The sequence below is a fragment of the Pseudomonas sp. 43A genome (assembly GCF_013363935.1).
Classification (GTDB): domain Bacteria; phylum Pseudomonadota; class Gammaproteobacteria; order Pseudomonadales; family Pseudomonadaceae; genus Aquipseudomonas; species Aquipseudomonas crudilactis.
In genome coordinates this window covers 3,493,293-3,516,972 of record NZ_CP054880.1, presented here as the reverse complement: position 1 = coordinate 3,516,972, position 23,680 = coordinate 3,493,293, and the positions used below count along the sequence as shown (strand labels likewise).

At 55.7% G+C, this 23,680-nt stretch carries 27 protein-coding genes; 11 read left to right on the top strand and 16 right to left on the bottom strand.

The window, feature by feature from the left end; translation table 11 throughout:
• The first annotated feature begins 4 nt into the window (after nucleotides 1-4).
• From HUW52_RS15380 to HUW52_RS15370, 3 genes are all read left to right on the top strand, one after another.
• The gene (locus HUW52_RS15380; protein WP_175554141.1) at nucleotides 5-1,471 is read left to right on the top strand and encodes an efflux transporter outer membrane subunit; all 1,467 of its coding nucleotides are present in this window, start codon (nucleotides 5-7) and stop codon (nucleotides 1,469-1,471) included.
• 22 nt (nucleotides 1,472-1,493) lie between these two features.
• Nucleotides 1,494-2,447 (top strand): aldo/keto reductase, encoded by a 954-nt coding sequence (locus HUW52_RS15375; protein WP_175554140.1) that lies wholly within the window; start codon nucleotides 1,494-1,496, stop codon nucleotides 2,445-2,447.
• A 268-nt stretch (nucleotides 2,448-2,715) separates the two neighbouring features.
• A complete protein-coding gene (locus tag HUW52_RS15370; RefSeq protein WP_016984882.1) occupies nucleotides 2,716-3,651 on the top strand; it encodes a LysR family transcriptional regulator in 936 nt (311 codons plus the stop codon).
• A gap of 44 nt (nucleotides 3,652-3,695) precedes the next feature.
• On the opposite strand, the gene HUW52_RS15365 is transcribed toward HUW52_RS15370, so the two are convergent.
• Entirely contained in the window at nucleotides 3,696-3,953 is a 258-nt protein-coding gene (locus HUW52_RS15365) for a DUF2790 domain-containing protein (RefSeq protein ID WP_026000591.1), read from the bottom strand.
• Nucleotides 3,954-4,117: 164 nt separating this feature from the next.
• Nucleotides 4,118-4,312, bottom strand: coding sequence for a hypothetical protein (locus HUW52_RS15360; RefSeq protein ID WP_016984880.1), 195 nt, complete (start codon nucleotides 4,310-4,312; stop codon nucleotides 4,118-4,120).
• 224 nt (nucleotides 4,313-4,536) lie between these two features.
• Between HUW52_RS15360 and HUW52_RS15355 the strand changes: the two genes are divergently transcribed.
• Nucleotides 4,537-6,396 (top strand): ABC transporter ATP-binding protein, encoded by a 1,860-nt coding sequence (locus tag HUW52_RS15355; RefSeq protein ID WP_175554139.1) that lies wholly within the window; start codon nucleotides 4,537-4,539, stop codon nucleotides 6,394-6,396.
• Nucleotides 6,397-6,643: 247 nt separating this feature from the next.
• On the opposite strand, the gene HUW52_RS15350 is transcribed toward HUW52_RS15355, so the two are convergent.
• From HUW52_RS15350 to HUW52_RS15330, 5 genes are all read right to left on the bottom strand, one after another.
• Complete coding sequence (locus tag HUW52_RS15350; protein ID WP_175554138.1) at nucleotides 6,644-7,186, bottom strand: thioesterase family protein; 543 nt, start codon at nucleotides 7,184-7,186, stop codon at nucleotides 6,644-6,646.
• Nucleotides 7,183-8,853 (bottom strand): AMP-binding protein, encoded by a 1,671-nt coding sequence (locus HUW52_RS15345; RefSeq protein WP_175554137.1) that lies wholly within the window; start codon nucleotides 8,851-8,853, stop codon nucleotides 7,183-7,185. The genes HUW52_RS15350 and HUW52_RS15345 overlap by 4 nt, the downstream gene beginning before the upstream one ends.
• A gap of 80 nt (nucleotides 8,854-8,933) precedes the next feature.
• Entirely contained in the window at nucleotides 8,934-9,197 is a 264-nt protein-coding gene (locus HUW52_RS15340; RefSeq protein WP_175554136.1) for an acyl carrier protein, read from the bottom strand.
• Complete coding sequence (locus HUW52_RS15335) at nucleotides 9,184-9,696, bottom strand: PaaI family thioesterase (protein WP_175554135.1); 513 nt, start codon at nucleotides 9,694-9,696, stop codon at nucleotides 9,184-9,186. Before HUW52_RS15335 ends, HUW52_RS15340 begins: the two co-directional genes overlap by 14 nt.
• A gap of 10 nt (nucleotides 9,697-9,706) precedes the next feature.
• The gene (locus tag HUW52_RS15330) at nucleotides 9,707-10,888 is read right to left on the bottom strand and encodes a ferritin-like domain-containing protein (protein WP_175554134.1); all 1,182 of its coding nucleotides are present in this window, start codon (nucleotides 10,886-10,888) and stop codon (nucleotides 9,707-9,709) included.
• A 430-nt stretch (nucleotides 10,889-11,318) separates the two neighbouring features.
• On the opposite strand from HUW52_RS15330, the gene HUW52_RS15325 reads away from it, so the two are divergent.
• Nucleotides 11,319-11,723 carry a thioesterase family protein gene (locus HUW52_RS15325; protein WP_175554133.1) on the top strand — a complete coding sequence of 135 codons (405 nt, stop codon included), beginning with the start codon at nucleotides 11,319-11,321 and terminating at the stop codon, nucleotides 11,721-11,723.
• 196 nt (nucleotides 11,724-11,919) lie between these two features.
• On the opposite strand, the gene HUW52_RS15320 is transcribed toward HUW52_RS15325, so the two are convergent.
• The 4 genes from HUW52_RS15320 to gabP form a co-directional block, all read right to left on the bottom strand.
• Nucleotides 11,920-12,570 (bottom strand): SMI1/KNR4 family protein, encoded by a 651-nt coding sequence (locus HUW52_RS15320; protein WP_175554132.1) that lies wholly within the window; start codon nucleotides 12,568-12,570, stop codon nucleotides 11,920-11,922.
• 240 nt (nucleotides 12,571-12,810) lie between these two features.
• Nucleotides 12,811-13,224 (bottom strand): PaaI family thioesterase, encoded by a 414-nt coding sequence (locus HUW52_RS15315; protein WP_175554131.1) that lies wholly within the window; start codon nucleotides 13,222-13,224, stop codon nucleotides 12,811-12,813.
• Between the two features lie 150 nt (nucleotides 13,225-13,374).
• The gene (locus tag HUW52_RS15310) at nucleotides 13,375-14,475 is read right to left on the bottom strand and encodes a GlxA family transcriptional regulator (RefSeq protein WP_175554130.1); all 1,101 of its coding nucleotides are present in this window, start codon (nucleotides 14,473-14,475) and stop codon (nucleotides 13,375-13,377) included.
• Between the two features lie 88 nt (nucleotides 14,476-14,563).
• Complete coding sequence (gene gabP, locus HUW52_RS15305) at nucleotides 14,564-15,964, bottom strand: GABA permease (protein ID WP_175554129.1); 1,401 nt, start codon at nucleotides 15,962-15,964, stop codon at nucleotides 14,564-14,566.
• A 529-nt stretch (nucleotides 15,965-16,493) separates the two neighbouring features.
• Here gabP and HUW52_RS15300 point away from each other — a divergent pair.
• Nucleotides 16,494-16,970: a short chain dehydrogenase gene (locus HUW52_RS15300; protein ID WP_175555684.1), complete on the top strand. Its 477-nt coding sequence runs from the start codon at nucleotides 16,494-16,496 to the stop codon at nucleotides 16,968-16,970.
• A gap of 47 nt (nucleotides 16,971-17,017) precedes the next feature.
• Here the strand turns inward: HUW52_RS15300 and HUW52_RS15295 are convergent, their stop codons facing one another.
• Complete coding sequence (locus HUW52_RS15295; protein WP_175554128.1) at nucleotides 17,018-17,452, bottom strand: DNA methylase; 435 nt, start codon at nucleotides 17,450-17,452, stop codon at nucleotides 17,018-17,020.
• A 194-nt stretch (nucleotides 17,453-17,646) separates the two neighbouring features.
• Between HUW52_RS15295 and HUW52_RS15290 the strand changes: the two genes are divergently transcribed.
• Nucleotides 17,647-17,895 (top strand): DUF6555 family protein, encoded by a 249-nt coding sequence (locus tag HUW52_RS15290; RefSeq protein WP_175554127.1) that lies wholly within the window; start codon nucleotides 17,647-17,649, stop codon nucleotides 17,893-17,895.
• Between the two features lie 140 nt (nucleotides 17,896-18,035).
• On the opposite strand, the gene HUW52_RS15285 is transcribed toward HUW52_RS15290, so the two are convergent.
• Together HUW52_RS15285 and HUW52_RS15280 are read right to left on the bottom strand one after the other, a co-directional pair.
• Nucleotides 18,036-18,353: a hypothetical protein gene (locus tag HUW52_RS15285; protein ID WP_175554126.1), complete on the bottom strand. Its 318-nt coding sequence runs from the start codon at nucleotides 18,351-18,353 to the stop codon at nucleotides 18,036-18,038.
• A gap of 21 nt (nucleotides 18,354-18,374) precedes the next feature.
• On the bottom strand, nucleotides 18,375-18,620 hold the full coding sequence (locus tag HUW52_RS15280) for a hypothetical protein (protein ID WP_175554125.1): 246 nt from the start codon (nucleotides 18,618-18,620) through the stop codon (nucleotides 18,375-18,377).
• Nucleotides 18,621-18,798: 178 nt separating this feature from the next.
• On the opposite strand from HUW52_RS15280, the gene HUW52_RS15275 reads away from it, so the two are divergent.
• Both HUW52_RS15275 and HUW52_RS15270 read left to right on the top strand, forming a co-directional pair.
• Nucleotides 18,799-19,086, top strand: coding sequence for a hypothetical protein (locus tag HUW52_RS15275; protein WP_175554124.1), 288 nt, complete (start codon nucleotides 18,799-18,801; stop codon nucleotides 19,084-19,086).
• A 1-nt stretch (nucleotide 19,087) separates the two neighbouring features.
• Nucleotides 19,088-19,516 (top strand): hypothetical protein, encoded by a 429-nt coding sequence (locus HUW52_RS15270; RefSeq protein ID WP_175554123.1) that lies wholly within the window; start codon nucleotides 19,088-19,090, stop codon nucleotides 19,514-19,516.
• 106 nt (nucleotides 19,517-19,622) lie between these two features.
• On the opposite strand, the gene HUW52_RS15265 is transcribed toward HUW52_RS15270, so the two are convergent.
• Nucleotides 19,623-20,630 carry an NAD(P)-dependent oxidoreductase gene (locus tag HUW52_RS15265; protein WP_175554122.1) on the bottom strand — a complete coding sequence of 336 codons (1,008 nt, stop codon included), beginning with the start codon at nucleotides 20,628-20,630 and terminating at the stop codon, nucleotides 19,623-19,625.
• Nucleotides 20,631-21,123: 493 nt separating this feature from the next.
• Between HUW52_RS15265 and HUW52_RS15260 the strand changes: the two genes are divergently transcribed.
• Together HUW52_RS15260 and HUW52_RS15255 are read left to right on the top strand one after the other, a co-directional pair.
• A complete protein-coding gene (locus HUW52_RS15260; RefSeq protein ID WP_175554121.1) occupies nucleotides 21,124-21,486 on the top strand; it encodes a DUF6124 family protein in 363 nt (120 codons plus the stop codon).
• A gap of 225 nt (nucleotides 21,487-21,711) precedes the next feature.
• On the top strand, nucleotides 21,712-21,930 hold the full coding sequence (locus tag HUW52_RS15255; protein WP_007916145.1) for a hypothetical protein: 219 nt from the start codon (nucleotides 21,712-21,714) through the stop codon (nucleotides 21,928-21,930).
• A 272-nt stretch (nucleotides 21,931-22,202) separates the two neighbouring features.
• Here HUW52_RS15255 and HUW52_RS15250 read toward each other — a convergent pair whose 3' ends face one another.
• Nucleotides 22,203-23,414 (bottom strand): hypothetical protein, encoded by a 1,212-nt coding sequence (locus HUW52_RS15250; RefSeq protein ID WP_175554120.1) that lies wholly within the window; start codon nucleotides 23,412-23,414, stop codon nucleotides 22,203-22,205.
• Between the last annotated feature and the right edge of the window lie 266 nt (nucleotides 23,415-23,680).

Here is a 23,680-nt window from a genome sequence, read left to right as displayed (position 1 = left end):
CAAAATGAAAACGTCTACGCGCTTCACTCGTTCTGCAATCCCCGGTGCCTTCAGTGCGCTGGCCTTGATGGTGATGCTCTCGGCCTGCACCGTCGGCCCTGATTTCCAGCGCCCGGCCACCGGCTCCTCAGCGCACTACGATGAGCAAGCCGAGCAGTCGACCGGCGCACAACGTTTCGACATGGGCCAACGCATTCACGGCGATTGGTGGACCGCGCTGCGCTCGCCAAAGCTTGATCAAGTGATGCGTCGCGCCATCGACGGCAACCTCGAACTGGTCGCCGCCGATGCGACCCTGCGCCAGGCGGCGGCCTCCGTTGCGGCGGCGGAAGGCGCGCTGTACCCGCAAGTGGATTTTGCGGCAGCGGGCGGTCGGCAGCGCACTCACAACGGGCCGCAGCCAAGCGTTGCCAATGTCTACGCCATCGGCCCACGGGTGACATTCGATCTGGATGCTTTCGGCGGTATCAAGCGTGAAGTCGAAGGCCAACAGGCTTTGGCTGACTTGTATAAACACCGTTACGAAGCGGCCTACCTGACGCTGACCGGTGAAGTGGCCCGACAGGCGTTGCTGATCGCCTCGGCCAATGCGCAGATCGAAGCCGTGCAAACGCTGCTGACCAATGACACGAAAAACCTTGATCTGGTGCAGCGCGCCCAACAGAGCGGCAGCACAACGCGTATCGATGTGTCGCTGGCGCAAACTCGTCTCGCGCAGGATCGCACCCTGCTGCCGCCACTCGCTCAGCAGCGTGATGCGGCGCGCCACGCCTTGTCGATCCTCGCCGGCAAAGGCCCGGCCGACTGGATCGCACCGGACTTCACCCTCGACGACTTTGCCTTGCCGACGACGGTGCCGGTCAACCTGCCCTCGGAAACCGCGCGCACCCGCCCGGACATCTTGCAGGCCGAAGCCGAACTGCACATGGCCAGCGCGGCCGTGGGGGTGGCGACAGCCAATCTCTATCCGCGCATCGAGTTGTCGGCCTCACTGGCACAAGCCGCGTCCGGCAATGGCGGCGCCGCGCTGTGGGGCTTTGCTGCCGGGCTCACCGCGCCGATCTTCAATGGCGGCACGCTGAAAGCCGAACGTCAGGCCGCCATCGATGGCTACAACGCCTCACTCGCGCGTTATCAGCAAACGGTGATTCAGTCGTTCGGCCAGGTTGCGGACAGCTTGCAGGCGATCCACCACGGCGCCGAGCAAAACCTCGCGCAGGATGATGCATTACACGCCGCCGACAGCAGTTTTCGCCTCAACCAACAGGCTTACGCTCAAGGCGAAAACAGCGTTCTGCAAGTACTCGAAGCCGAGCGCGCATACGAGCAAGCGTTGCTCGGGCAGATTCAGGTGAAGACCACGCGCTATCTCGACACCGTGCAGTTGTTCGTAGCGTTGGGCGGCAATGCCGTCGGCGTTTTCGAGCAGAAAATCGCCGCCCGCGCAGGCACCGGGCAAACACCGCTGTAACCACCGACACTGGAGAAAAACCATGACTTACGAAGCCTTTCACGATGCGCTTCGCGACACCCGCTGGCCGCTGAACAACGGTGCAGGCTCAATGCCGGCCGTTGGCTTCGGCACGTTGTTTCGTGATTTGAGCACTACCACTGAAGCGGTCAGATGCGCACTGGAGGTGGGTTTCCGCCACTTCGACTGCGCCGAGCGTTATCGCAACGAAACGCAGGTCGGCGTGGCGTTTCAGCAGGTCTTCGCTGCCGGCCGGATTCGTCGCGAAGACGTGTTCATCACCACCAAATTGTGGAACACCAACCACCGGCCCGAGCGGGTCAAGCCGGCCTTCGAGGCGAGCTGTCAGCGTCTGCAAACCGACTACATCGATTGCTACCTGATCCATACGCCGTTCGCGTTTCAGGCGGGGGATGATCAGGACCCGCGCGACGTGTTTGGCCACGTGATCTACGATGGCGAGATTAGCTTGCTCGATACCTGGCGTGCGCTGGAGAACTTGGTGGATGAAGGCCGCTGCAAGTCCATTGGCCTGTCAGACATCACGTTGGAGGCGTTGAAAGAAATTGTCGCGGCAGCACGGATAAAACCGGCCGTGGTGCAAATCGAGTCGCACCCGTACCTGCCGGAATGGGAGATGCTCGAGTTCTGCCAACAGCACGGCATCATCCTTTTGGCGTTCGCGCCGTTGGGTCACGGGATGCAGCCGAACGTGCTTGAAGACGCCGTGCTGACAGGCATCGCCCGGAATGTGCAGAAGACCCCGGCGCAAGTGGCACTGGCCTGGGCGGTGCAGCGTGGCACGGCGTTTCTGACGACCTCGGCGACGCCAGCGCATATTCAGGAGAATTTTGATGTTGCGTCATTGCCGCAACGGGCGATGCGTGAGATCAAGGAAGACATCAGCACGCGGATCCGCTTCAACTCGGTGGTGGAAACCGGGGTGCCGGGGTTTATTGCGCGGCGTCCGGTTTGAGGTCAGTGGCGTGACGCCAATCGAAGCCCTCACCCCCCGCCCTCTCCCGGAGGGAGAGGGAGCCTGATTGGGGGATGTTCAAGTGATTCGCCAAACCGAAAGCATGTTGCCGAATCCATAATCGCCAAGGTTGATCAGGTCGGCGGACAGCGTAAGACACCTCGGTCAGTCCCCTCTCCCTCCGGGAGAGGGTTAGGGTGAGGGGCCACCATTAAAAGTGAACACCGACTCACCAACACCACACAACCCACCATAAGGCGGAACAACGATGGACGTTTTCCAGAGCATGCGTTTCTTCGTCGCCGTCGCGCAAAGCGGCAGCTTTACGGCGGCCGCCCTACTGCTCGACACCACGACAACCAACGTGTCCAAAGCCGTATCCGCCCTTGAAGCCCGCCTGCACACGCGCCTGATCAACCGCACCACCCGCCGCCTCGCCCTGACCGAAGCCGGCTTGCGTTACCTGCAACGCTGCGAGCGCATCCTCGACGATGTACGCGAAGCCGACGAGGAAGCCGGCACCGCACAAACCCTGCCCGTGGGTCGCTTGAAAATCCACGCCATGTCGGCGATCGGCAATCACTATGTGATCGACGCCATCGCCCGCTATCGAGAGATTCACCCCACGGTGATGTTTGATCTGACCCTGACCAACCGCGTGCCCGACCTCCTTGAAGAAGGCTACGACATGTCCATCGTGCTGGCCCGCGAACTGCCGGATTCCGGCTTCGTCGCGCAACGGCTGGGCATCACCTACAGCATCCTCTGCGCGTCGCCGGCTTATCTGGAAAAACGCGGCATGCCCCACTCACCCGACGCCCTGGCCGAACATGAGTGCCTGCGCATCGTCAACACGGTGATGCCAGTGGAGCACTGGATGTTCGAGGGGCCGCAAGGCATGGAGACCATCACCATTCCCGTGTCGCCCTTCCATATCAACACCGCCGACGGCATGACCATCGCGATCAGAAAAGGCATGGGCATCGGCATTCAGCCGATAGCGTCGGCCGTGGACGGTCTGCGGGCGGGGACGTTGGTGCGGGTGTTGCCGGAGTACCGGCTGGAGGAGTTGAACCTGTTCGCGATCTATCCGTCGCGCAAGTTCGTTGATGCAAAAACCAGAACCTGGGTGGATTTTCTCAAGCAGTCGATCCCGGAATTACTGGCATCGGACGAAGATATTGCGGGAGCAAGAAAGCACTGAGTGCAGCAGACAAGGAGTGTCGACCCTCCCTTCTCTGCACTGAATCAACTGGAGCAGCCAGTGCCCATGACCTGGTATTGCAGAACATGGCGCTCGCCATGGGAGTCTTCATAAGTCATCTGAACCGGCACCGGCGCGCATTCATTCGCCGGCTCAGTGATCGAGATCACGTGTTCAATGTCGAGTTTGGTCGAGTAGGCATAGGTTTCGACCGGCAGGTTTTGTGTATCCGTCGCATCCGCATGCGCCTGTGCGCCCAGACTGCCAAGCAATAACGCCAACGCCATTTTCATTGTGTTCATGATGTTCACCGTCTCGTTGAGTGGGCCGCTTCAGCGTGATTGCTGCTGGCCTGGAGACGATGCTAGGGAATGACAGTGGCGGGAAAAATCGGGCGGAGGGACAAACACTGTTGCCAAATCGGAGGTGAATGGCAGCATACGGATCAGCGGGTGTTCGACCAGACTCAGGCGAGGTAAAAGAAGTACAGCGCCAAACCCAGCAATTGCATGATCAGCAGGATCGCCAGCACGTGGTTACAGCCCTTCCACGCCGTGCTTACCGGTTGGTTTTTTGCCACTCGGTAGCGAAGATAACTGTCGAGTGACAGCGACGCCGTGGGGATGAGTACGAACAGAAACATCAAAAAGAAATTAAACATTTCCTTTGCTCATCGACTCCCAGCCTGTAACCGAGGTTGTTCGCGGCATCCTGCTCTGCTCAAGTCACTTGATCAGATAGCGTAGCTGATAGGTTTCGCCCGGAAGGTGCGGGGTTCTTCGTCGGTGTGAACCTCTGGCAACGGGACAAGCCATTGACGTGCACCCCCTCAAAGCCGCCATTAAGTGGCAGAATCCCCGGACCCTGATCATTTCGGAGACCACAATGCTTCGCGTGTTTGAACAACGACTCGACCCCTTCCCACCCGACGAAGCACCACCCCCGCCCGTCGGCCTGATGCGGTTCCTGTGGGCCTGCACACGTGGTGCACGCGGTTATATCCTTGCGTTGGCGCTGCTCAGTGCAGGTGTGTCGATCTACGAAGCCTGGCTGTTTTCCTTTCTTGGTCAGGTCGTCGATCTGCTCTCGACGTGGCAGGCCGGCGGAGGTGTCAACGCGCAGGAAAGTCGTGTGCTGTGGGGTATCGGCATCGTGCTGTTCATCAGCATCGGGCTGGTGGCGCTGCGCACCATGGTCCAGCACCAGATATTGGCGATCAACTTGCCGTTACGGCTGCGCTGGGACTTCCATCGGCTGATGCTGCGGCAAAGCCTGTCTTTCTTCTCCGATGAGTTTTCCGGGCGAGTCACGACCAAGGTCATGCAGACCGCGCTGGCCGTGCGCGAAGTCTTGTTCACGCTCATCGAAATCGCCCCGGGCATCGGCGTTTACTTCATTGCGATCATCGCTCTGGCCGGCGGTTTTGCCTTGAAACTGATGCTGCCGTTCATTATCTGGGTCGCGCTGTTCGGGCTGGCCATGGTGTATTTCGTGCCGCGCTTGGGCCAAGTCGGCCAGGAACAGGCCGATGCGCGATCATCGATGACCGGGCGCATCGCCGACGCCTACACCAACATCACCACGGTGAAACTGTTCTCGCACTCCAAGCGTGAGGCGCACTTTGCTCGCGCGGCCATGGAGGATTTCAAGCTCACCGGTTTCCGCCAGATGCGTCTGGTCAGTCAGTTCGAAATTGTCAATCAGGCGCTGGTGGTCGGGCTGATTATCGGTGCCGGCGGCTATGCCCTGTGGCTGTGGCATCTGGGTCAGGTCGGTACCGGTGCGGTGGCGGCGATTACTGCCATGGCATTGCGCATCAACGGCATGTCGCACTGGATCATGTGGCAAATGACATCGCTGTTCGAAAACATTGGCACCGTCCAGGACGGCATGGCCACCCTCACCCGTGGCCCCAAGGTGCAGGATGCGCCGAACGCCGGCGTACTGGTGCCGGCGGGCGGCGCGGTGACGTTCGACAAGGTCAATTTCAACTACAACGGCGAACGTCAGGTGCTCGACAATTTGAGCCTGAGCATCCGCGCTGGCGAGAAAATCGGCTTGGTCGGCCGCTCCGGTGCGGGCAAATCGACGCTGATCAATCTGCTGCTGCGCTTCTATGACGTTGACAGCGGGGAGATTCGCATCGACGGGCAAAACATCGCGAAGGTGAGCCAAGACAGTCTGCGCAGCGCCATCGGCATGGTCACCCAGGACACGTCGCTGCTGCACCGCTCGATACGCGACAACATCGCCTACGGCCGCCCGGACGCCACCGACGAAGACATCCGCCGCGCCGCCGCCAACGCACAGGCCGACGGTTTCATCAGCCAACTCAGCGACAAACAAGGTCACAGCGGCTACGACACGCTGGTCGGCGAGCGCGGCATCAAGCTGTCGGGCGGTCAGCGCCAACGTATCGCCATCGCCCGAGTGATGCTGAAGAACGCGCCTATTCTGTTGCTCGACGAAGCTACCAGCGCGCTCGACTCGGAAGTCGAAGTGGCCATTCAGGAAAGCCTTGATGAAATGATGCAGGGCAAAACCGTCATCGCCATCGCCCATCGACTGTCAACGATTGCCGCGATGGATCGACTGATCGTCATGGATGAGGGGCGGATTATCGAGCAAGGGACGCACACTGAGTTGCTGAGCAGGAACGGCATTTATGCGCGGCTCTGGCAGCATCAGAGTGGTGGTTTTCTGGGTGAGGATCAGGGGGTGGCGGCGGCGATGGATCAGGCTTGAGGGGGCTGATCTCGGAGCAGTCGTTTATGAGCGGCTGCTATCGAGCCGAAAGCAGCCACTTCGAGACCAACTGCCTTCGCGCCTGGTTCATACGGCACTGACAGGCAGGCTCGAAAAAGACTTCTCAGGGACAGTTTTTATTTCACCCATATCTGCCATGGGAGCCTGCCGAGAGAGCGCCAGCCTGCGGAGTGAGGCCTGTCCGCAGGGCTCTTGCGAGCGGATGCTATCCGCTCATTCTTGAATGTCAGAGTGCAGCCGTTTGTGGTTGTGCGCGTGGACGTACAACCCAATCAGCAATGGATTCCGGCACTTCCGGGGGTTCAGGGGATTCACCAATCAAAGCAAATATTCGGGCAGGCTCTACGACTTTGCGTGAACGGTCGACCAAGAGTGCCTTGACGTTGGCCACTGCCGACACTTTCGACCCAACCATGAAAACATGCTGGAAGTAAAACCACTTTTCATCCCAGTAAAGCAGTTCGGTTTTAATTTCAAACCGCTGAAACAGCTTTATGGACTTTTTGTATTCAATGTCAACATTGCCTACCAGAGGCATCCAGCCGTTTTTCAGAATCCCTCCAAGCGTGCCGACAGACCACAGGAAATGCAGCCTGCCCAAATCAGCGAGCGATAGAAAACGACCGTTATTGATGTGCATGTTCAAATCGATATCAAGCGGTGTGGCGGTGAATCCAATCGTCGTCGCGCTCCTGAAGTGGCCAGGCTTGCGCCATCTCTTGATAAAACCTACCAACGACATCACAAATAATCTGAAAAACAGGTTCATTGGCTAACGGCCTCGGCGGATCGTGAGAGGTTGTTGTAAAGAGATCTGATTTTGGCTCGGTCGATTTTCCCACTGGTCGTCTTGGACAGCTGACTCGCCGCAATGATGTCGATAGTGGTTATCTGGATTCCCAGTTCGTCACTGATCTTTCTGCGCACGATTTGGGTCAGGCTTGATGTGTCATGGCCTTTGGCTGGGACGATCAGTAACGCGCATTCTTCAGTGTCCGACTCAGTCAGTGGAACTGCTGCAACACCCCGGACACCTTCGACTTCAGCGGCGTAACTTTCAATGTCATTGGCGAAGTAATTGGCGCCATTGATAATGATGACTTCCTTGCTTCGACCGACGACATACAGGTTCCCCTCAAACAGGAAGCCTATATCACCGGTCAAGAACCAGCCGTTTTCAAGCATTGCAGCGGTATTTTTCTGGTCATTGTCATAGGCGCAGCACACCGAATTCCCTTTCAGCGCAATCTCACCCAACAGCAGTGAGGTATCCACGAAATCCAGGTTGTCGACATGAATACTGACGTCTACATGACGGATGGGTTTTCCGCACGACACGATCTCTTTGTTCCCCGGCGCATCGCGGCCCGCGAGCACGACCCTGCCGTTGTTCAATGCCTCACGATCAACAAATACACTTTGCATGCCCTCACCCACCGTGGTGAACGTTGCACCCAGCGTCGCTTCGGCCATTCCATAAAGGGGCATGATCGAGCGTGCGGAGAATCCGTAAGGCGCAAAAGTCTGGGTAAAAGCGCGCATGACTTTAGGGTTGATGGGTTCCGCCCCACTCGTGGCAGAGCGCCAGGAGGTTAAATTCAGGTCCGACAAGGCATCAGCGTTGAAGCGTTCAAGACAATACTTGTAGGCAAAATTGGGTGCTGGTGAAATCTCCAGGGAAAAATCGGAGATGGCCTTTAACCAGCTTAACGGTGCTTTTACAAAATCTGCGGTTCGCATTATGTAAGAGTCCGAGCCAGCAAACACGGGCAGTAGCAACCCACCGATCAAGCCCATGTCATGAAAGAACGGCAACCAGGTAACACCGGCAGACTCTGCGTTCATTTCAAATGATTCGCACATTGCGGCAACATTCAAAATCAGATTTTCTTGAGAAACCACGACCCCTTTTGGGTCCGAAGTACTGCCCGAGGTGTACTGGATCAGCGCGGTGTCACTGATTGCATTTGGGCGCTGACGGGGTGTCACTGCATCGCTTTCACCCAGAGCGCTGAACTCATCAAGCGTCTGTACGATCGAGCTGGTTTGAGCACCTAAAGATTCTTTGACCTCTTCACTGAGCGATTCAGAAACCAGAAACCTGTGGATCGTTGACTGCCTGGCAATAAGACCCACACGCCTATAGAAGCTCTGCAACGGCGAAAAAGGTTGCGGTGGTGCGATGGGGACCGGCACACCGCCGGCAAACAAGACTGCAAAGAAGCTTTCGATAAAGCTGAGTTCGTTGAAAAATATCAATCCCACTCGTTCGTTGAACGTCAAGCATTCCTGCATTGCACTGGCGCGGGCCTGTGCGCGCCCATGAAGGCTGGCATAACTCAAAAACGACGAAACCTTGCCATTCTTGATGACGTGAAATCCACGCTCTGGTGACAGTTCGGCTGTACGTGTAAGTGCAGTCAGTATTGTATTCACATCATTCCCTGATTTTACAAACCACCAAAAAGCGCCTTGCCGTCTATTGACTGACTGCAAAGCGCCACATCAGTCGCCGGTCAATTAATAGCGAGAGACTCTTCCTGATTAGCTTTAATCAGCCGCTGAACAGCGGCAATCAGCTGCTCCGCGGTTTCGATCGTGTAAGTTGCATCATCGGGCATTTCCACATCGTATTTTTTCTCAATCATCAAAATCATTTCAACGATCTTCATCGACGTTACACCAAGGTCTCTGATACTGGTGCTTTTCGTCACAGTGCCGGCTTCCAGCCCAACAACCGTAGTAATAATGTCCAGTATGTCGAATTCAATTTCGTTCACAAATCGTTCCCTCGCGGCTAACTTCATGGTTTATATACAACAACGTTCTATGCGGGACTTTAGTCTGCCCACTAAAAACATCTTCGGGCTCAATCACAATCCACGACGCCTCCCCCAAGGCAACCAGATCGCCGGTTTGTGTCAGGAGCCGAGCCTCAGCTTTGATCATACTGCCGGTAATCGAGACGATTTTTCCTGCCACCCGGTACTCTGCAAATGACTCGCAGATACTGATGAAGCGCACTCGGAGTCCCATCGTGACTGCCATTTTTCCGGTAAAGACCATAATGGCTCTTCCCATGGCTTCATCCAGAACGGTCGAAACAATTCCACCGTGGACGATGCCTGGATAAGATTCATACTGACGATCCAGTGATACTCGCGCAGAGACCTCATCCACACCGTCGTCAAACACTAACTTCAAGCCGATATCATTTTGTTCGCTGCAACCAAAACAATTCGAGGTGACACCTGAGTCTTCTACAAGCGTGTCGTTCATGATGTATCACCTACATTCTGGCGCGGATCTCGGCTTTCAGTGAGCGTGTATCGACGATTGCTTTATTGCCGGTGAGATTGCGCAAGGCGCGGTAGACATTGGCATCACCACGTTCATTGTCATCGTCGCCCACCACATCCTGTTCAATTGTCTTGACCGAGTCGGGTGAGTCCGCATTCGGGAAGAACAAACCTGCAGGGTGTTTGACGCCATAGGAGGCATCAATCAGCCAGACGTAAGCCATTTTCAGTGCTTCCAACATATTCACGTCGCTTTCGTCGCACAACTCTTTGCAAAAGACATAGAACGCCTTGGCATGGCGAGACTCGTCCTTGCTGAGCAAACGCCAGATTTTCTTCAGGGTGGGCTCATTCGTTCGGTGGGCGCGCAGGTTGTAGTAGTTGGCCGCACGGTATTCAGAAATCACGTTCATCATCAGCGTGGCGGACGGGTAGTCACCCACCTCATACGGTTTACGCGTAAACATGGCGTGTTTTGAGCGAACCTCAATACCCAATTGCTTCAGGTATTTGGCCTGCACCAAGGCATGCCGAGCCTCTTCGGCTCCCCACATCAATGACCAGGTGGAAAAGCCGAATTCGTCACGCCACTCGTTGAGGAAGTTGTGCGACCCCGGCAATGTCGTATGTTCTACAACAGCACCATCGTGCAGAAGTTGAATGTCCTCGTCGGTCAACAAGCTTCTGTCGATGCCGGAAAGGTCGCCAATTTCTGACCACTCCCATCGCGATTGTTCAAACCAGTCAAAAACCTCGTTGAATTTATTGTCTAGATAAAACTCTTTGATGTTGTGTTTTGACTGAAGCGTGGTAAAAGCAAAAATCGCTTTCTCGATAACTTTTTCAATATCCAATATTTCGGTTTTAGCAGAAACAACATCTTGAATGTCATATTTCACCGAATCTCCGAGAGCGCACACTTTCGGATCATCGCTGACTAATATAACCCGGGTACTGACCAACAGCCCCGGCTTCTTGATAGCCTCCAAAACTTGTTCAACTTCATGCAACTTGTCAGAAGCAATGAGAATGACCGAGCAGTTGGAATTCTGCGAATCCACGTCAACTACAAACTCATGAATGGCTTTTTCGACTACAGCATAACCCTTGCGATCAACGAGCGAGATAGCGGAAGAGTTAACTTCACCGGAATGAAGGTAAAAGATATTCATAGAAGTCCTTTGCAATGTTTACATCTCCATATCGGCACTTGAGCATGCCGCACCAACACTATGACCACCGGGTCAGCTTATAGACCGAAAACCACCCCATGGTCACGGCGAGGCGAGTATATAGACGTTGGATCCAAAAAAATGAGCTAATTAAAGGCCAATCATAAGACCTTTGGCTAATTGCTTAACCAACGAAATCATGATAGGTGAAACAAAAATCACTCAATATACCGATAGGAAATGGAACACCCGTCTCACTTAGGCGTGTCAGCGGCTCATTGATTTGATGAACGCTACGGATACCCGTCGAGGGCAATGCTATGTTATGGACTTGCCGCATCAACATGACGAGCATCATTCTTGAGCGGCAATAAAGAGCAACAGCGCGCGGATAACTTCCGGCATCGGATAAATCAAGGAAAACAGACCAATGCCTAATGCAGTTTTTGTCAGCAGAACCATTTTGTTTGGAGACTGTGATCCCGCAGGATTAGTTTACACTCCCCGTTTTTCATATTTTTCGGTAGAAGCTGTTTATGCTGCACTTGACAAGTGGCTGGGCACACCCGGACTTAGAACTCTGATGGGCTTTGATATATTGCCGCCGGTTCGCGCCATGTCATTGGAGTTACTGGCACCTCTGACGTGGGATGATGAGTTGAACATCAAGGTCAGCGTGGCAAAAGTAGGGATTCACTCTTTCACTTTTCTGGTCGAGGGGTTTATCAGCAATGGAACATTATCTTTCGTAGCGAATATCACTCATGTCTGCGTCTCGCCAGAAACCAAAGAGGTTGTCGCCATTCCGTCACGACTTAGAACGCTTCTTTCATGACTCGCCAAAAACAGGCTATTCCCAAAAACCCGGTCAGGCGTCCGCAACCAGCAGCCGCAATCGGCCAAGAGTCGTCCGGAACGGCTATTGCCCCGAGAAGAAAGAAGACAGGTAAAAAAAGGGGGGATTTCCGGAAAATACATTTGCCCCCCTTTAGCTCTCTACGTGCGTAGACCCAACTGGCGATCTTGCCGGTTCACCTCACAGATTGCGCCCCAAACAGAATGGGAACGGCGTCCAGAAAATGAAGCATTTCAGGCTCCTTGGTGTTCAAGCTTCGCCAACCGTCATCCTCCTCCCTGATTGCGAAGTTCCCACTTTCGAGTTGATCGACCAGCCACTCCATAAACTCATCAACGGACCTGCCGACAACGTATTTATCTTCTTCATCACTGCCAAAATTAATGACTTGTCCCAAGGTTCCGCTCTCCCCCGGATCCAAATCAACACCGAGATGATTGCCACCGTAGTCGAAGGCGAAGGGAATCCAGTATCGATTGGCGTATAGAGCCTGGATAGCGCCGGAGTTTCCCGAAGTGCAGAATGCACTCGCCTCGGTCATTTCTTCGGGCGACCACTCATCGATGATATCTTTCCACGACTCCCAATGTGTCTTGGCCGCTGCCAGCGACAGAAAAACAAGTCCATAAAAAGGCCCTGAGTTCGCAGCACCGTGTTGCCCGTCGTGCAACCTGTAGAGCTGCTTCAAGCTTTCGGGAAAAGGTCGGCCAACAAGGTTTTCGAACTCTTCGATTGCAGCATCCGAACAGCCCGGGGCCAGATCCCGATGTACTTCAGGAAGATGGGTCTCTAACCATTTTTCCAGCCGTTCAATCACTGTCTTCATTAAGCGTTCCCAATTGTGCAAAAAGTGCACGCTAACTTAGATTGAGGCTTTGTGAAAGGCAGACTGAAGCCTGCGCTAATGCAATCTGACCCTCACCGTGAACTCTGGGTGCCCTGCCCCGAGAATGGCTGAAACCGACGATCCGCTCTTGGCGGTTAGCTGCCATTCAGGACGATCCGACAACACCTGCCCGCTGATCACCAGATACCGATTACTGCCGCTTTGAAGAACACGCACTTCTCAACCCACCGGCACCGCAAACACCGCACTGGCCCGCGCGACGTTTCGCTCACCGACATGCAAACTGACGGCAGCAAACGCCAGTTGCCGGCCTTTTTTCGAGTACTCGAGACGCACTTCCAGCCACTCGTTGATTTGCACGGCGCCGAGATAATCCAGGGTCATGCTCGCCGTGATCAAAGGCTGCGGAGGGTCGCTGGAAAATGCCATCGCATATCCCATGCCGACATCGGCCAAAGTCGCCAATACACCGCCATGCAAGGTGCCACGGCCGTTGGCATGGCGTGAGTCAGTCAATAAACCCAACTCCAATTGCAGCCCGCTGCCCCTCGCGTAGATCGGGCCCAGCAAATCCAGCAACGGGCTGCTGCGGGTGAACGGGGTGAATCCCTCGGGAATTGCGCTGGCGTCCATGGTTCCTCCGTGTGCCGGCGACTCACCGGCGTCATTGACCTGAATACTTCGATTCAGTTGGAAGGTTTAGGGGGACTCATGTGACGCGGCAAGCACTATACCGATGCGGAATCTGCAGTGATAAACCGTTGAAGCAGCCTTCCCGATCGATCAGCCCGTTGAAGCCAGATCGCCACGCTCCACCATCCGCACACTGGCAAACGTCGACTCGTTGCGAGCCTGATCGAGCGTCGTCAGTGGTTTGATCGTTGATGGCTGCGTGGTCGCTTTGCGGCTCATCTCAGAACCGCCACGCTCATCACTCGGCGGCACGCCAAAGTGTTCGCGATAGCATTTGGAGAAATGCGGGGTGGAGACGAAACCGCAGACATACGCCAGCTCAACGATCGACAAGGAGGTTTGCTTGAGCAGTTGCCGCGCTCGAATAAGCCGCAACCTCAAGTAGTAGCGTGACGGCGTGCATTGCAGGTATTTCTGAAATAGCCGCTCCAACTGCCGACGTGACAAATCGACGTATTCGGCCAGGTTATCCAGGTCGATCGGCTCTTCGAGATTGGCCTCCATCAAAGCAACAACTTCTTGCAGCTTGGGCTGATGCGTGCCGACCACATGCTTGAGCGGCACGCGTTGATGGTCCTGCTCGGTGCGAATGCGTTCGTAGACAAACATCTCGGAGATGGCGGCGGATAACTCGCGGCCATGATCGCGCGCAATCAGGTGCAGCATCATGTCCAGCGGCGCGGTGCCGCCGGAACTGGTGAAGCGATTGCGGTCGAGGGTAAAGAGACTGGTGCTGACGGAGACACGCGGGAAAGCTTCCTGCATGGCTGCCAGAAATTCCCAATGCACGCTGCACTCGTAGCCATCGAGCAGCCCGGCCTTGGCGAGCGCCCAACTGCCGGTGCAAACCCCGCCCAAGCGTTTCGATTGACGCGCCAGAGCTTGCAGCCAGATCGTGTGCTCGCGGGTAATCACGCTCTGGATGCCGACGCCTCCGCACACTATGACGGTCTCCGCCACGGCGGGATTGCTCCACGACGAATCCGGCGTGATCGGCACGCCATCGCTGGCCCAGACCGGTGCTCCACCGGGGCTGAAGGTATGCCAGCGATACAGCGCCCGCCCCGACAATTGATTGGCCATGCGCAATGGCTCGACGGCGGACGCCAGCGACATCAGGGTGAATTTGTCCAACAGCAGAAAACCAACGGATTGCGTCCTACCGTCGGCCACGAAGGGGGTCGATGACATCATGTCCTCATAAAGATCGGCCTGAGATGCAGGCGTCGGTCATATCCCTCGGTCTTCGCCGAGGGAGTATCAGCTTTGGCGCCAACGCCTACCCCACCGACGTGGCCCTCGCCGCCGGCGCAGGGTGACGCGACGTCACCAGGCCGATAAAGGAAATCGCCAGCGCCAGCCCGATCGTTGTGGTGACTTCGGTGCGGTGTTCCGGGGTGATCATCATCACCGCCAACGCTGCACAAATGAACACGATCACCAGCCATGTCAGCCAGGGAAACAGCCACATGCGAAAGGTCAGCTCGACGTTGCGCTGTTGCAAAATCCGCCGCATGCGCAACTGCGACACCGCAATGGCGAGGTAGACCAGCAAGGCAATCGCCCCGGAACTGGCCAGCAAGAACTGAAACAGCCCCGCAGGCATGAAATAACTCCACACGGTGATAGACGCACCGATCACGGTGCTGGCGATGACCGCTGCGCGCGGAACACCTTCCGAGGACGTCGCCTTCAGCATCTTCGGCGCATCGCCACGACGACCCAGCGAAAACAACATGCGCGAGGCAATGTAGATCGAGGAGTTCATGCAACTGGCTACGGCGATCAGGACGACGATGTCGACCATGAACTTGGCATGGGGAATGTTCATGATTTCCAGGGCCCGCTGATAGGAACCTACCGAGGCCAGCAACGGATCATTCCATGGCACCACGGAGATCACCACGAAGATCGACAGTAAATAGAACACACCGATACGCCAGATCACCGAGCGCGTCGCCTTGGCAATGTTGCGCGACGGATCGTTCGATTCGGCAGCCGCGATGGTCACCGCTTCGGTACCGATGAAACTGAACATGATAGTGATGAAAGCACCGACCACCGCCGACAGGCCGTTGGGTGCAAACCCGCCGTGTTCGGCCATCAGCCCGCTCAAACCGCTGACTTCCCTGTCGGGAATCCAGCCCATCAACACGGCGAAACCAACACCAATAAAACCAATGATCGCCACGACCTTGGCCATGGCGAACCAGAATTCGAACTCACCGTACTTGGACACGCTGAACAGGTTAGTCACCACCAGCGCAATGATCGAGCCCAACGCGAACAGCCAGGCATCGACCTGCGGAAACCATTGGTTCAACACATGCCCGGCGGCCAGCGCTTCGATAGGAATCACCAGCACCCAGAACCACCAATACAGCCAACCGATGGTGAAGCCCGCCCAACGGCCGATTGCCTGATCGGCATAGGTCGAGAAGGAGCCGGTGTCCGGATTAGCCACCGCCATTTCGCCGAGCATGCGCATGACCAGCACGACGAGCAAACCCGAGAACAGATAAGCCAGCAGAACCGCCGGCCCCGCCGCCGCAATGGCATGTCCTGAACCTACGAACAATCCGGCGCCGATAATCCCGGCGATGGACAACATAGTGACGTGACGAGGCTTGAAGCCCTGCGCCAATTGGCTACTCGAATCCGTTGAGTTCGGGCTGATCATTGGTTTTTTATTCTCTGCTGATCGACATTTAAGCGAGTTGACTGCACGAACGATTACCATCGTCGCCTGCTGAACGCCCCTCAAGAAGCCCTCTTCAACCGCCGCAGTTCTTATCAACCCCATGATCTTGATGGGGTTATTTTGATGTGAAGACAGGTCACCTTACCGGGATTGTCCGACAATCCAGTAGCCTGATTGCGTCATTTCCACGTCTGATATCGACATGCGACGACTCTACGCTCACGACAAAAACCAGCGGGTCGCCCATTAACCAAAGGTAATCAGTCCAGTCCGTCGAGCGGTCGTTTGATCCGGTAGCGTCGGTCTTGTGAGGGCTCTGCGCATCGATGCGCCGGTCAGCAAAACTTTTTGTGCTTTCATCAGCCGTCCTGCTGTTCATGGTTGGCGCCAGTGCTGGCGGGCAAAATATTTGATTGCCCGCAAGGACAATGCCTACCTTTCCGCCTTTACATGGAACGACGGTCGATCCTTGTTCTCTACCGCTGAACCTAAAGCGGAGGGATTGACCATGATTGCCCCTGAAACCGGTATGAAACCGGGTGAGCGTTATCGCATTGAAAGCGTCGAGCGCGCGCCGCAATTTCCTGGATTTTTCCTCGACGGCAAGTACTACCTGGGTCCCGAGTTGCAAACGGCCGTGGGCTGGCTCGAAGGGCAGAACTTCTTGTATGACCAACTCGATCCCAATGGCGAACCGGTTTATCCAGACAGAATCGTCGGCACGATCACCGCGCGGACACTGGAGCTGACAGACGGCCTGCGTCTGAGCATCGAGGAAGTGCCCTTTCAGGCAGAAGCCCTTACGCCATTCCAGACGCTTGACGAAGTGACACTTGAAACCCGACCACGGGCGATATCGCAGCGGCATACAGCAGCAGGCTTGCGCAAACCGATACAACCTTCGCCGCTGCTGGTTGCAGGCGCGGCATTGCTGGTCGGGTTGTGCCTGTTGGCGATCAATCGTTCTGGCGGTCGAGTCAAATAGGCTTTACCCGACGCGGGCGGTGGCCGTTTTTTTGTCACGGCCCGCGATCAAAGGCCAAGCACAGCGCTTGCCTCACGCATGAAGATTTCCACGGTTTTCGGACCGATGCCGTCGAACTCCGCCAGCCGTTTCTCAAACACCTGACGATCAGCGCTGGCCTCGACCATATGGCTGACCTTGCCCGCGTACTCGTCATTTAGCCTGCGTGCCAAGGCGTGCAGCCGTACGGCAGTGGTCTCGTCGTAACGCACGTAATGCGCCTCCCCGAGCATCGCGACCAGCTCACGATGGCTGCACGCAGCCAGTTTGCGCGGTGTATCGCGCCCGTGTTTATCGGCAATCACGCGATAGGCTTCGGCGGCGATTTCGGCCTGTATCCGCTTGCCCATCAGGAAACTGGCAAGCAGCCATTTGAACAGCGCAGCGTCATCGTTGTGCTTGAGCTGAATGTTCAAATCCTCGGCGCTGATGGTCTTGTTCACCGGTTATCTCCGGGGTTGAAATCGATGGGATTTTTCGTCCCCTTGTCTACTCGGCAAGGCTTGATCTTTAGGCTTGCGCCCGTTCCAACCGTTCAACTCAAAACAATTGTCAGCAGCCTGAAACAAACCCAGAAAATCCTTTGAATTTTTTCCGTCGGCAAAACTCATTTGCGTATGAGCGTAAGGAGGAACGCATGAGCAACGTCGACATCTTCGTCATCGAATACAAACTTCACGGCCAGCCAAAGTCATTCGTCATCCGCGCAAAAACCATGCGCAACGTTGACGCATGGCATTGGGCGAGTTGCGACGCCGGCATTGCGCCGATTCCCAAACCCGGCAAGCCACCGTTGAAAGTCATCTCCAAACCCCAGGCCGAACGGTTTGGCATCACCGAGGTGAAATGGCGCGAAACGGCGACGGTGGACTGGATGGAGGCTTAGTCATGCTCAAACAGATCGGTAATACGCCGGATGGTGGGATTTGGCAGTCGCCGTGAGGCTCCTCAAGCGCCACGCCAACGCCTGGCGGATACAAACCCTGGCATCCCGCGGATATCTCGGGCTGGCACGTAAACTAGAAATCAGCGCCTGCTTTTGGGTGGCCCATAGAGTTCGATTTCCCAGTCCTCAAAAGGCGGTGTTACTTCGAAAGACCGATCGCAGTATGACCGTAGGTAGTCAGTCGCCCTTTTTTGCGCGTAAGTGAAATTGAGGACATTGCCTTCGTCGTCCATCTCTATGACATTCGCAAATATCGCAAAGACCAGTTCAATCGCACTGGGCTCTGAGCCATACATATCGAGGTACTTCACGTCCTTGAGCATGTAGTGGCTTCCACTGGCCATGAAGTATGCGAACGTTCGGAGTGCTCCGCTGAAATCGTTACTTAGCTTTTTCATATCAGGTTCTTGTAGGCAACATTAAGGATTTGTTGAGATCTCCAACGCGTCATCCAGGTCATCACGTTTGAGCTGGAACTTCACGTTTATCGTTCCAATGTCTATTCCCGCATCTCTCTGCGCATATTGTTCAAAAGCAGATGCAATCAGAGAAAAGTATCCACGCGAATGAAAGGAATCAGTATTGAAAGCAATCAGGTCCTGATCGTCCAGCAACCACGATCGGTCTATATTTTTCGGGGTGTATAAGCCGAGAACGTGACGCACGGTGACTGCACCTGATTACGGGCTGAATAACGGAAGACCTAGCGTAAGAGGAGCCCCATCTATTTGCTATCATCCTGATGCTTTTTTTGTGGCCGGATGCGCGAGCGGCACGCCCACGTAGTGTCTCGCGTTGGCCACCAGCGGTCCGGCAATTCGACTATTCATGTAAGGCACGTTAATGACCTCCGAATTGGCAGTCTCGAATCTTTTAGGGCCATGGCACGGGGATGTCCATACAGGGCTGATGCAACGCTGCCAGGAGTCATGGGATACACCGCTAGTGCATTTGAGCGATCTTATGGTCGCTACTTTCTTGAATCAGGATATCGCTCCTGAACAGCTGTTGATCGAGGCAAAAGAGCGCATCGAAGTGCGCGAAAGAGATGGCTCCGAGTACTTCGACGGCCAGCTTCTCGAAGCGATAGAAAATGTGAGGTCTCGGGGGCTGGATTTTTCTGGAGTTTGATATGGGGTTCTCCTCCACGCTATGGGCTTGGTACGGCCAGAATGAGTACAAGCAGGTTCTTGCCGTGTGCGAGGTCATCGAAGCGCTTGGGTTTCTGGCCCAACCCTCGGACATACAGCAGAAAACTATCCCGGATTGCCCCGCCTGTGAAGTCTGGTCCGAGATGCTTCTTCCGATAGAAAAGCTACTTTCAATCTGCGGCAGAGGGCTACCGGAAGACGTGAAGAGTCGACTGGAAGACATTTGGCAGCGATGCAATAGCCTTACCGAGGCCGCATTTCATTGCAATGATCGCCTGATCTTTGAGCATGAAGAATGGATGCCCATCAGGACGCGAGCCACAGAGCTGATGGCTTTAATGGAGTCGACGGAAATCCACCCATTCCTGGGTGACTTGCTATTGGACTGTAAAAAGTTGCTCTCGGAATAATTTGCTGAGTCGTTCACACTTGCCAAAACGGTTTTACGTTTCAACAGTTGAGTGAATTCGCATCACCGCCGACCTGACAGCAAGTCGGCGGTGCTGCGCAGAACGGTTACTGCACTCGCAGTTCCAGCAGCTCACCACCCTCTTTACTCAAACGCTGCAGATACGCACCGGCATCGAGCAACTGATAAGGGAAGTACAGACCTGCCGGAGTGGGTGGTTTGCCATCCAGCCCAAGCAGTCGTTCCAATAACATGGCCACGCTGAGCCCCGTCAACGCTGCGGCACCTGCCGGGTGAACGACGGCATGCCGTGTGTGCAACGCCCGACCCTTGCGATCCTCGCCGACCATTTCGATGAGGATCTCGGTCGACATCGGCCGACCCGCGCGTCGCGAAGAACTCACCCCGCTGGCCAGATTGAACTGCACATTTGGCGCGTCGGTGGCGGCAGCCAGCCCGGTCACATCGATGGACGAGAAGCCAGAGGCTTGCATCGACGTGCCGTCCACCGCCCGGAAGCTGACGTTCTGCTCCTCACCTTCACGCCAGACGTAATTGCCATCGCGCCGCGTCAGGGCGGCGGGCAGCATTTTGCTCAAGTGTTCAAAATCTTTAGCCACGGTCGGCCCGCCGCCGTCCTGCTCGTCAACCAACGCATCAATGCGTATGTCGCGCACCCGGGCAAACGCCTCAGCAATGTGCAGCGCCGCCACCGTCGTCGCGCCCACCATCCATTCGTAACCCAGCACGATGGGCGCCGCGTCAGGGCGATGGATGTAACTGGCGATTTGCGGTGCAATCTCGAAAATGCCGGAAGAAATGCTCAGATGCGGCACCTTGCGCTGCTGCGCGAAACGCAGCCCGGCAAGGGAATGATCCATGTAGAAAACCGCCACGGCGCTGACCGGGCGATCGCCTAGCCCGAGGTCATCGGCAGTTGGGTCAATGACCACCCCCTGCGCCCCGCCCATTTCCTCGGCGGCTTGCTCAGCCTTGGCCAGGTCGCGGCCGCCGATCAGCAACGGGACGTCGGGATAGGCAGCACGCAACGCTTCGGCAGAACGGTGGCCGATGGCGCCGGAGCCGCCCAGAAACAAAATCGGATGAACTGACATGGGTATCCTTCCTCGTCTTTTTTGGGTTGCAACTTAGTGTTGGTGCGTGCCTAGGCGCGAGGGTTCCAGGCCATTGTCTGAGCTGGAGGGCGGGCCGACGAATGTCATTTTGAACGGCGTGTTGATGAGGCGTGTTTAGTAGTTTTTTGTGGTTGTTTAAAAGACACGCCGCGTTACCGGCTCAAGGCTACAACGTCTTGCGCCATTGCCTACGACTACGCCAGAATCCGCCGGCTTGTGCGCCTCAAGGGCCACCGGTAACTTGGTTCGCATCACTGATTCCCAGTGATCGGGTTTAGTAGCCCGTGGTAAATGAAAGTGCACAAGCGTCCATCAAAAGGTATTCACGTACCTGCACTCGATGGCGGCTGTGCGTAGGGCGCCCTTGGGCGCGCCGGCTTTCTTCTTTTCCCCGGTCTACTAACCTGCGTACAGCTGCCACCCCCTGTTTAGTAGCTCGGAGCGGCGGCCACACCACAGGAAAAAGAAGAACATGTTCAAGATCACGCCGAACCCGCCGGAAACAGATCCGGCCTCCCCGTATGAATCCCCCAACTCCAAGAAATTCCACGAAGCCGCCGAGCGCGCCCTCGATTACTACCTCACCCCAACCCAGCGCATCATGGGCAGCGACAAAAAACACGCTCCGATGTTTCTGGCCAATGCCGACTACGACAGCGAGTCCCTGCTCGTCAACGCAAGCGAGTCCCTCAGCTCAGCTACCGAAATGCTCTGCAACTTCGCCGCCCTCCTGGACCCTGGCCACCGCAAAACTGCGCTGGGGATTGCGCAAGTGGTGATGCTGGGGGAGTTGGCGGTGAATCGAGCGCTGGATAATGTTGTGCCGGTGGATTGAGGGGTGATCCCTTTGTGGCGGTGGTGTGGCTGCTGTCACAAAGGGATCAAGATTGCATTGGGCGTCTGCTTTCGGCCAGAAGCGACCGGACTGCCTGATAAATAAATCTGTCCCCATTTCACCCGGCGATGAGTTCCCCTTCCTTGAACCATGAAGGCAATGTGATAGCATGCGCCTGCCCCCGGAGAGGGGGAATTTTTCTACATCCCGCAAGGAATATGCCCCGTGAAAGACTTCGTCATCAGCGTCAATAACACCGTCCTCTATCTCTCCCTGGCGTTCATCTGGCTGGTCGCTATCGTCGCGATTTTCACCAGCGGGTTCCTCCCGGCGCTGGGTATCTTCGTAGCCGGCACCCTGTGCTGGTGCATCATTTCCGGCTTCTGGTTCGTCCAGTCGGCGACCTACGAAGAACTGCGCAAGCTAAACGCAAACAAAGGCTGAAACGTCAGGGTGGAGCAATAAGTGCCCCGCCCTACCCTGAGCGCTTGGTTCCGTGCCGAGCGCTCTCGCCCACTTTGAATGGCTCGCATAAATCCCGCGTTCTCCGAAATCCTGAAATTCCCGCCATTCCATTTCTGCCAATAAAAGCCCAGTACTATCTTTCAAGAAATATCCCCTTCCCTTGTTCTCATCCGCTGAGTGACGAACTAAAGGTGAACACTCCGAGTGAGCTGCTCCTTAGCGAGCAAGGAACAAAGTCTTGGGGCCTGGGTTTATGCCTTACTGCTTCCTATGCAGACCGGCAAAGGCTCGCTCGCAGGTCTATCGGATCGCTTAAAGATTGTTTGCTCTAGGTGTTTACGCACATCGTCCCATTCCATTTGTTGATCGACAGCTTTGATCAGCCAGGCTCCGACCACAATGGGATCGTTGTCGTAGACGTGCTTCCCGGTTCGGGTATAGGTGATCAGCCACCCCGGATAGTCATCCTTGTCGTGGTGATAGTCCCCAAGGTTTGCTTTTACCTGTTCGCCATAGTTGTAGACGTTCGTCAGCACAGCGTATGGCCTTCCGGCTACATACTCATCGACCCGACAGGTATGGGCTGGTGAGAAGGAGTCCTGCATGACGTGCAGCATGCTCCCAAGAGCAACATCCGGCGTGAGAAGGTTGCGGCCCTCATAGTCCGTTCCGGCAGGAGCAAAGAGCGTCCGAACCTTCTCGTTCTTCTTGTCTTCAAGGCAGTAGTTGAGGTCGACCCGAGGCATCCCAAGCTTGATCTCATCTGCCTCAGTCAAAGGGTCGTCTGCCTTGATTTTCTTGATCGCTACCTTGTAGGCGAATTCCATCCAGAGGAGTGCCTCGGATGTGGTTTTTCTTAACCTCGCCTGATCATCCCCAGCGTTGGGTTCGTTCGTCATGAAGTGCAGGTATTGCATCCTGCCGTAGTGGGAATGCCAGGGAAGATAGTCTGCCGCCTTGACCCAGCAGCCACTGACACCGCCTCGGTACTCGGCATGGGTGTCTTCGAATTGCCTCCTTAGCTTGAGCAGCCCAGTGGTGAAATTCGCGCCCTCACCCCAAGTGAACATGAGTGGATCGTCGTTCCACCAACTGCCATAGATGATCCCGTAGGTGGTGTGCTGGGGCTTTGCTCCTTTGGGCCACTCGGCACCAGTGATGAAATTCACTGAGTCACCACTAGCACGGTTCACCAAAGCTACCTTGGGGTTCCTTAGGTAGTAGCCAGGCTCAAGGTACTCATTGATAGCAAAATTGGTGAGATGCTCGTGGACGGTGTTGAAATCATTCTTCAGCCAACACGTATTGATGAACCAAGCCCGGATCCTGCCCTGGTTTGGCACGCCATTTTTTATTTCCAGAACGCGATAACAAGGGTTCACTTGAAATGCGAACGCCTTGGGAGCACAGATCGTGAGGAAGCCAATAATGGTCACTAGAACGGCGCAGCGAATCTGCTTCATGGCGTCTTCCTTAGCGAGGTAGCGATTGGCTATCAAGCATAGCGTACCCCACAGACTCTGGATCCCTCATAGGAATTCGCCTAGGGTTATCTCAGCCCGATGGAGTTTGAGCGGAGCTATGCGAGCAGTAACTCTTAACTACCTGTCCACCAGTTCCGCGGGAGACCAAAAGGCTTGCGTAGTCGGTCGCCCACGTGGTCTGAGATGCACGCCAATATGTTGAGAGATTCCAGGTCAACATGGACGTCCGCTTCGGGTTGATAGCT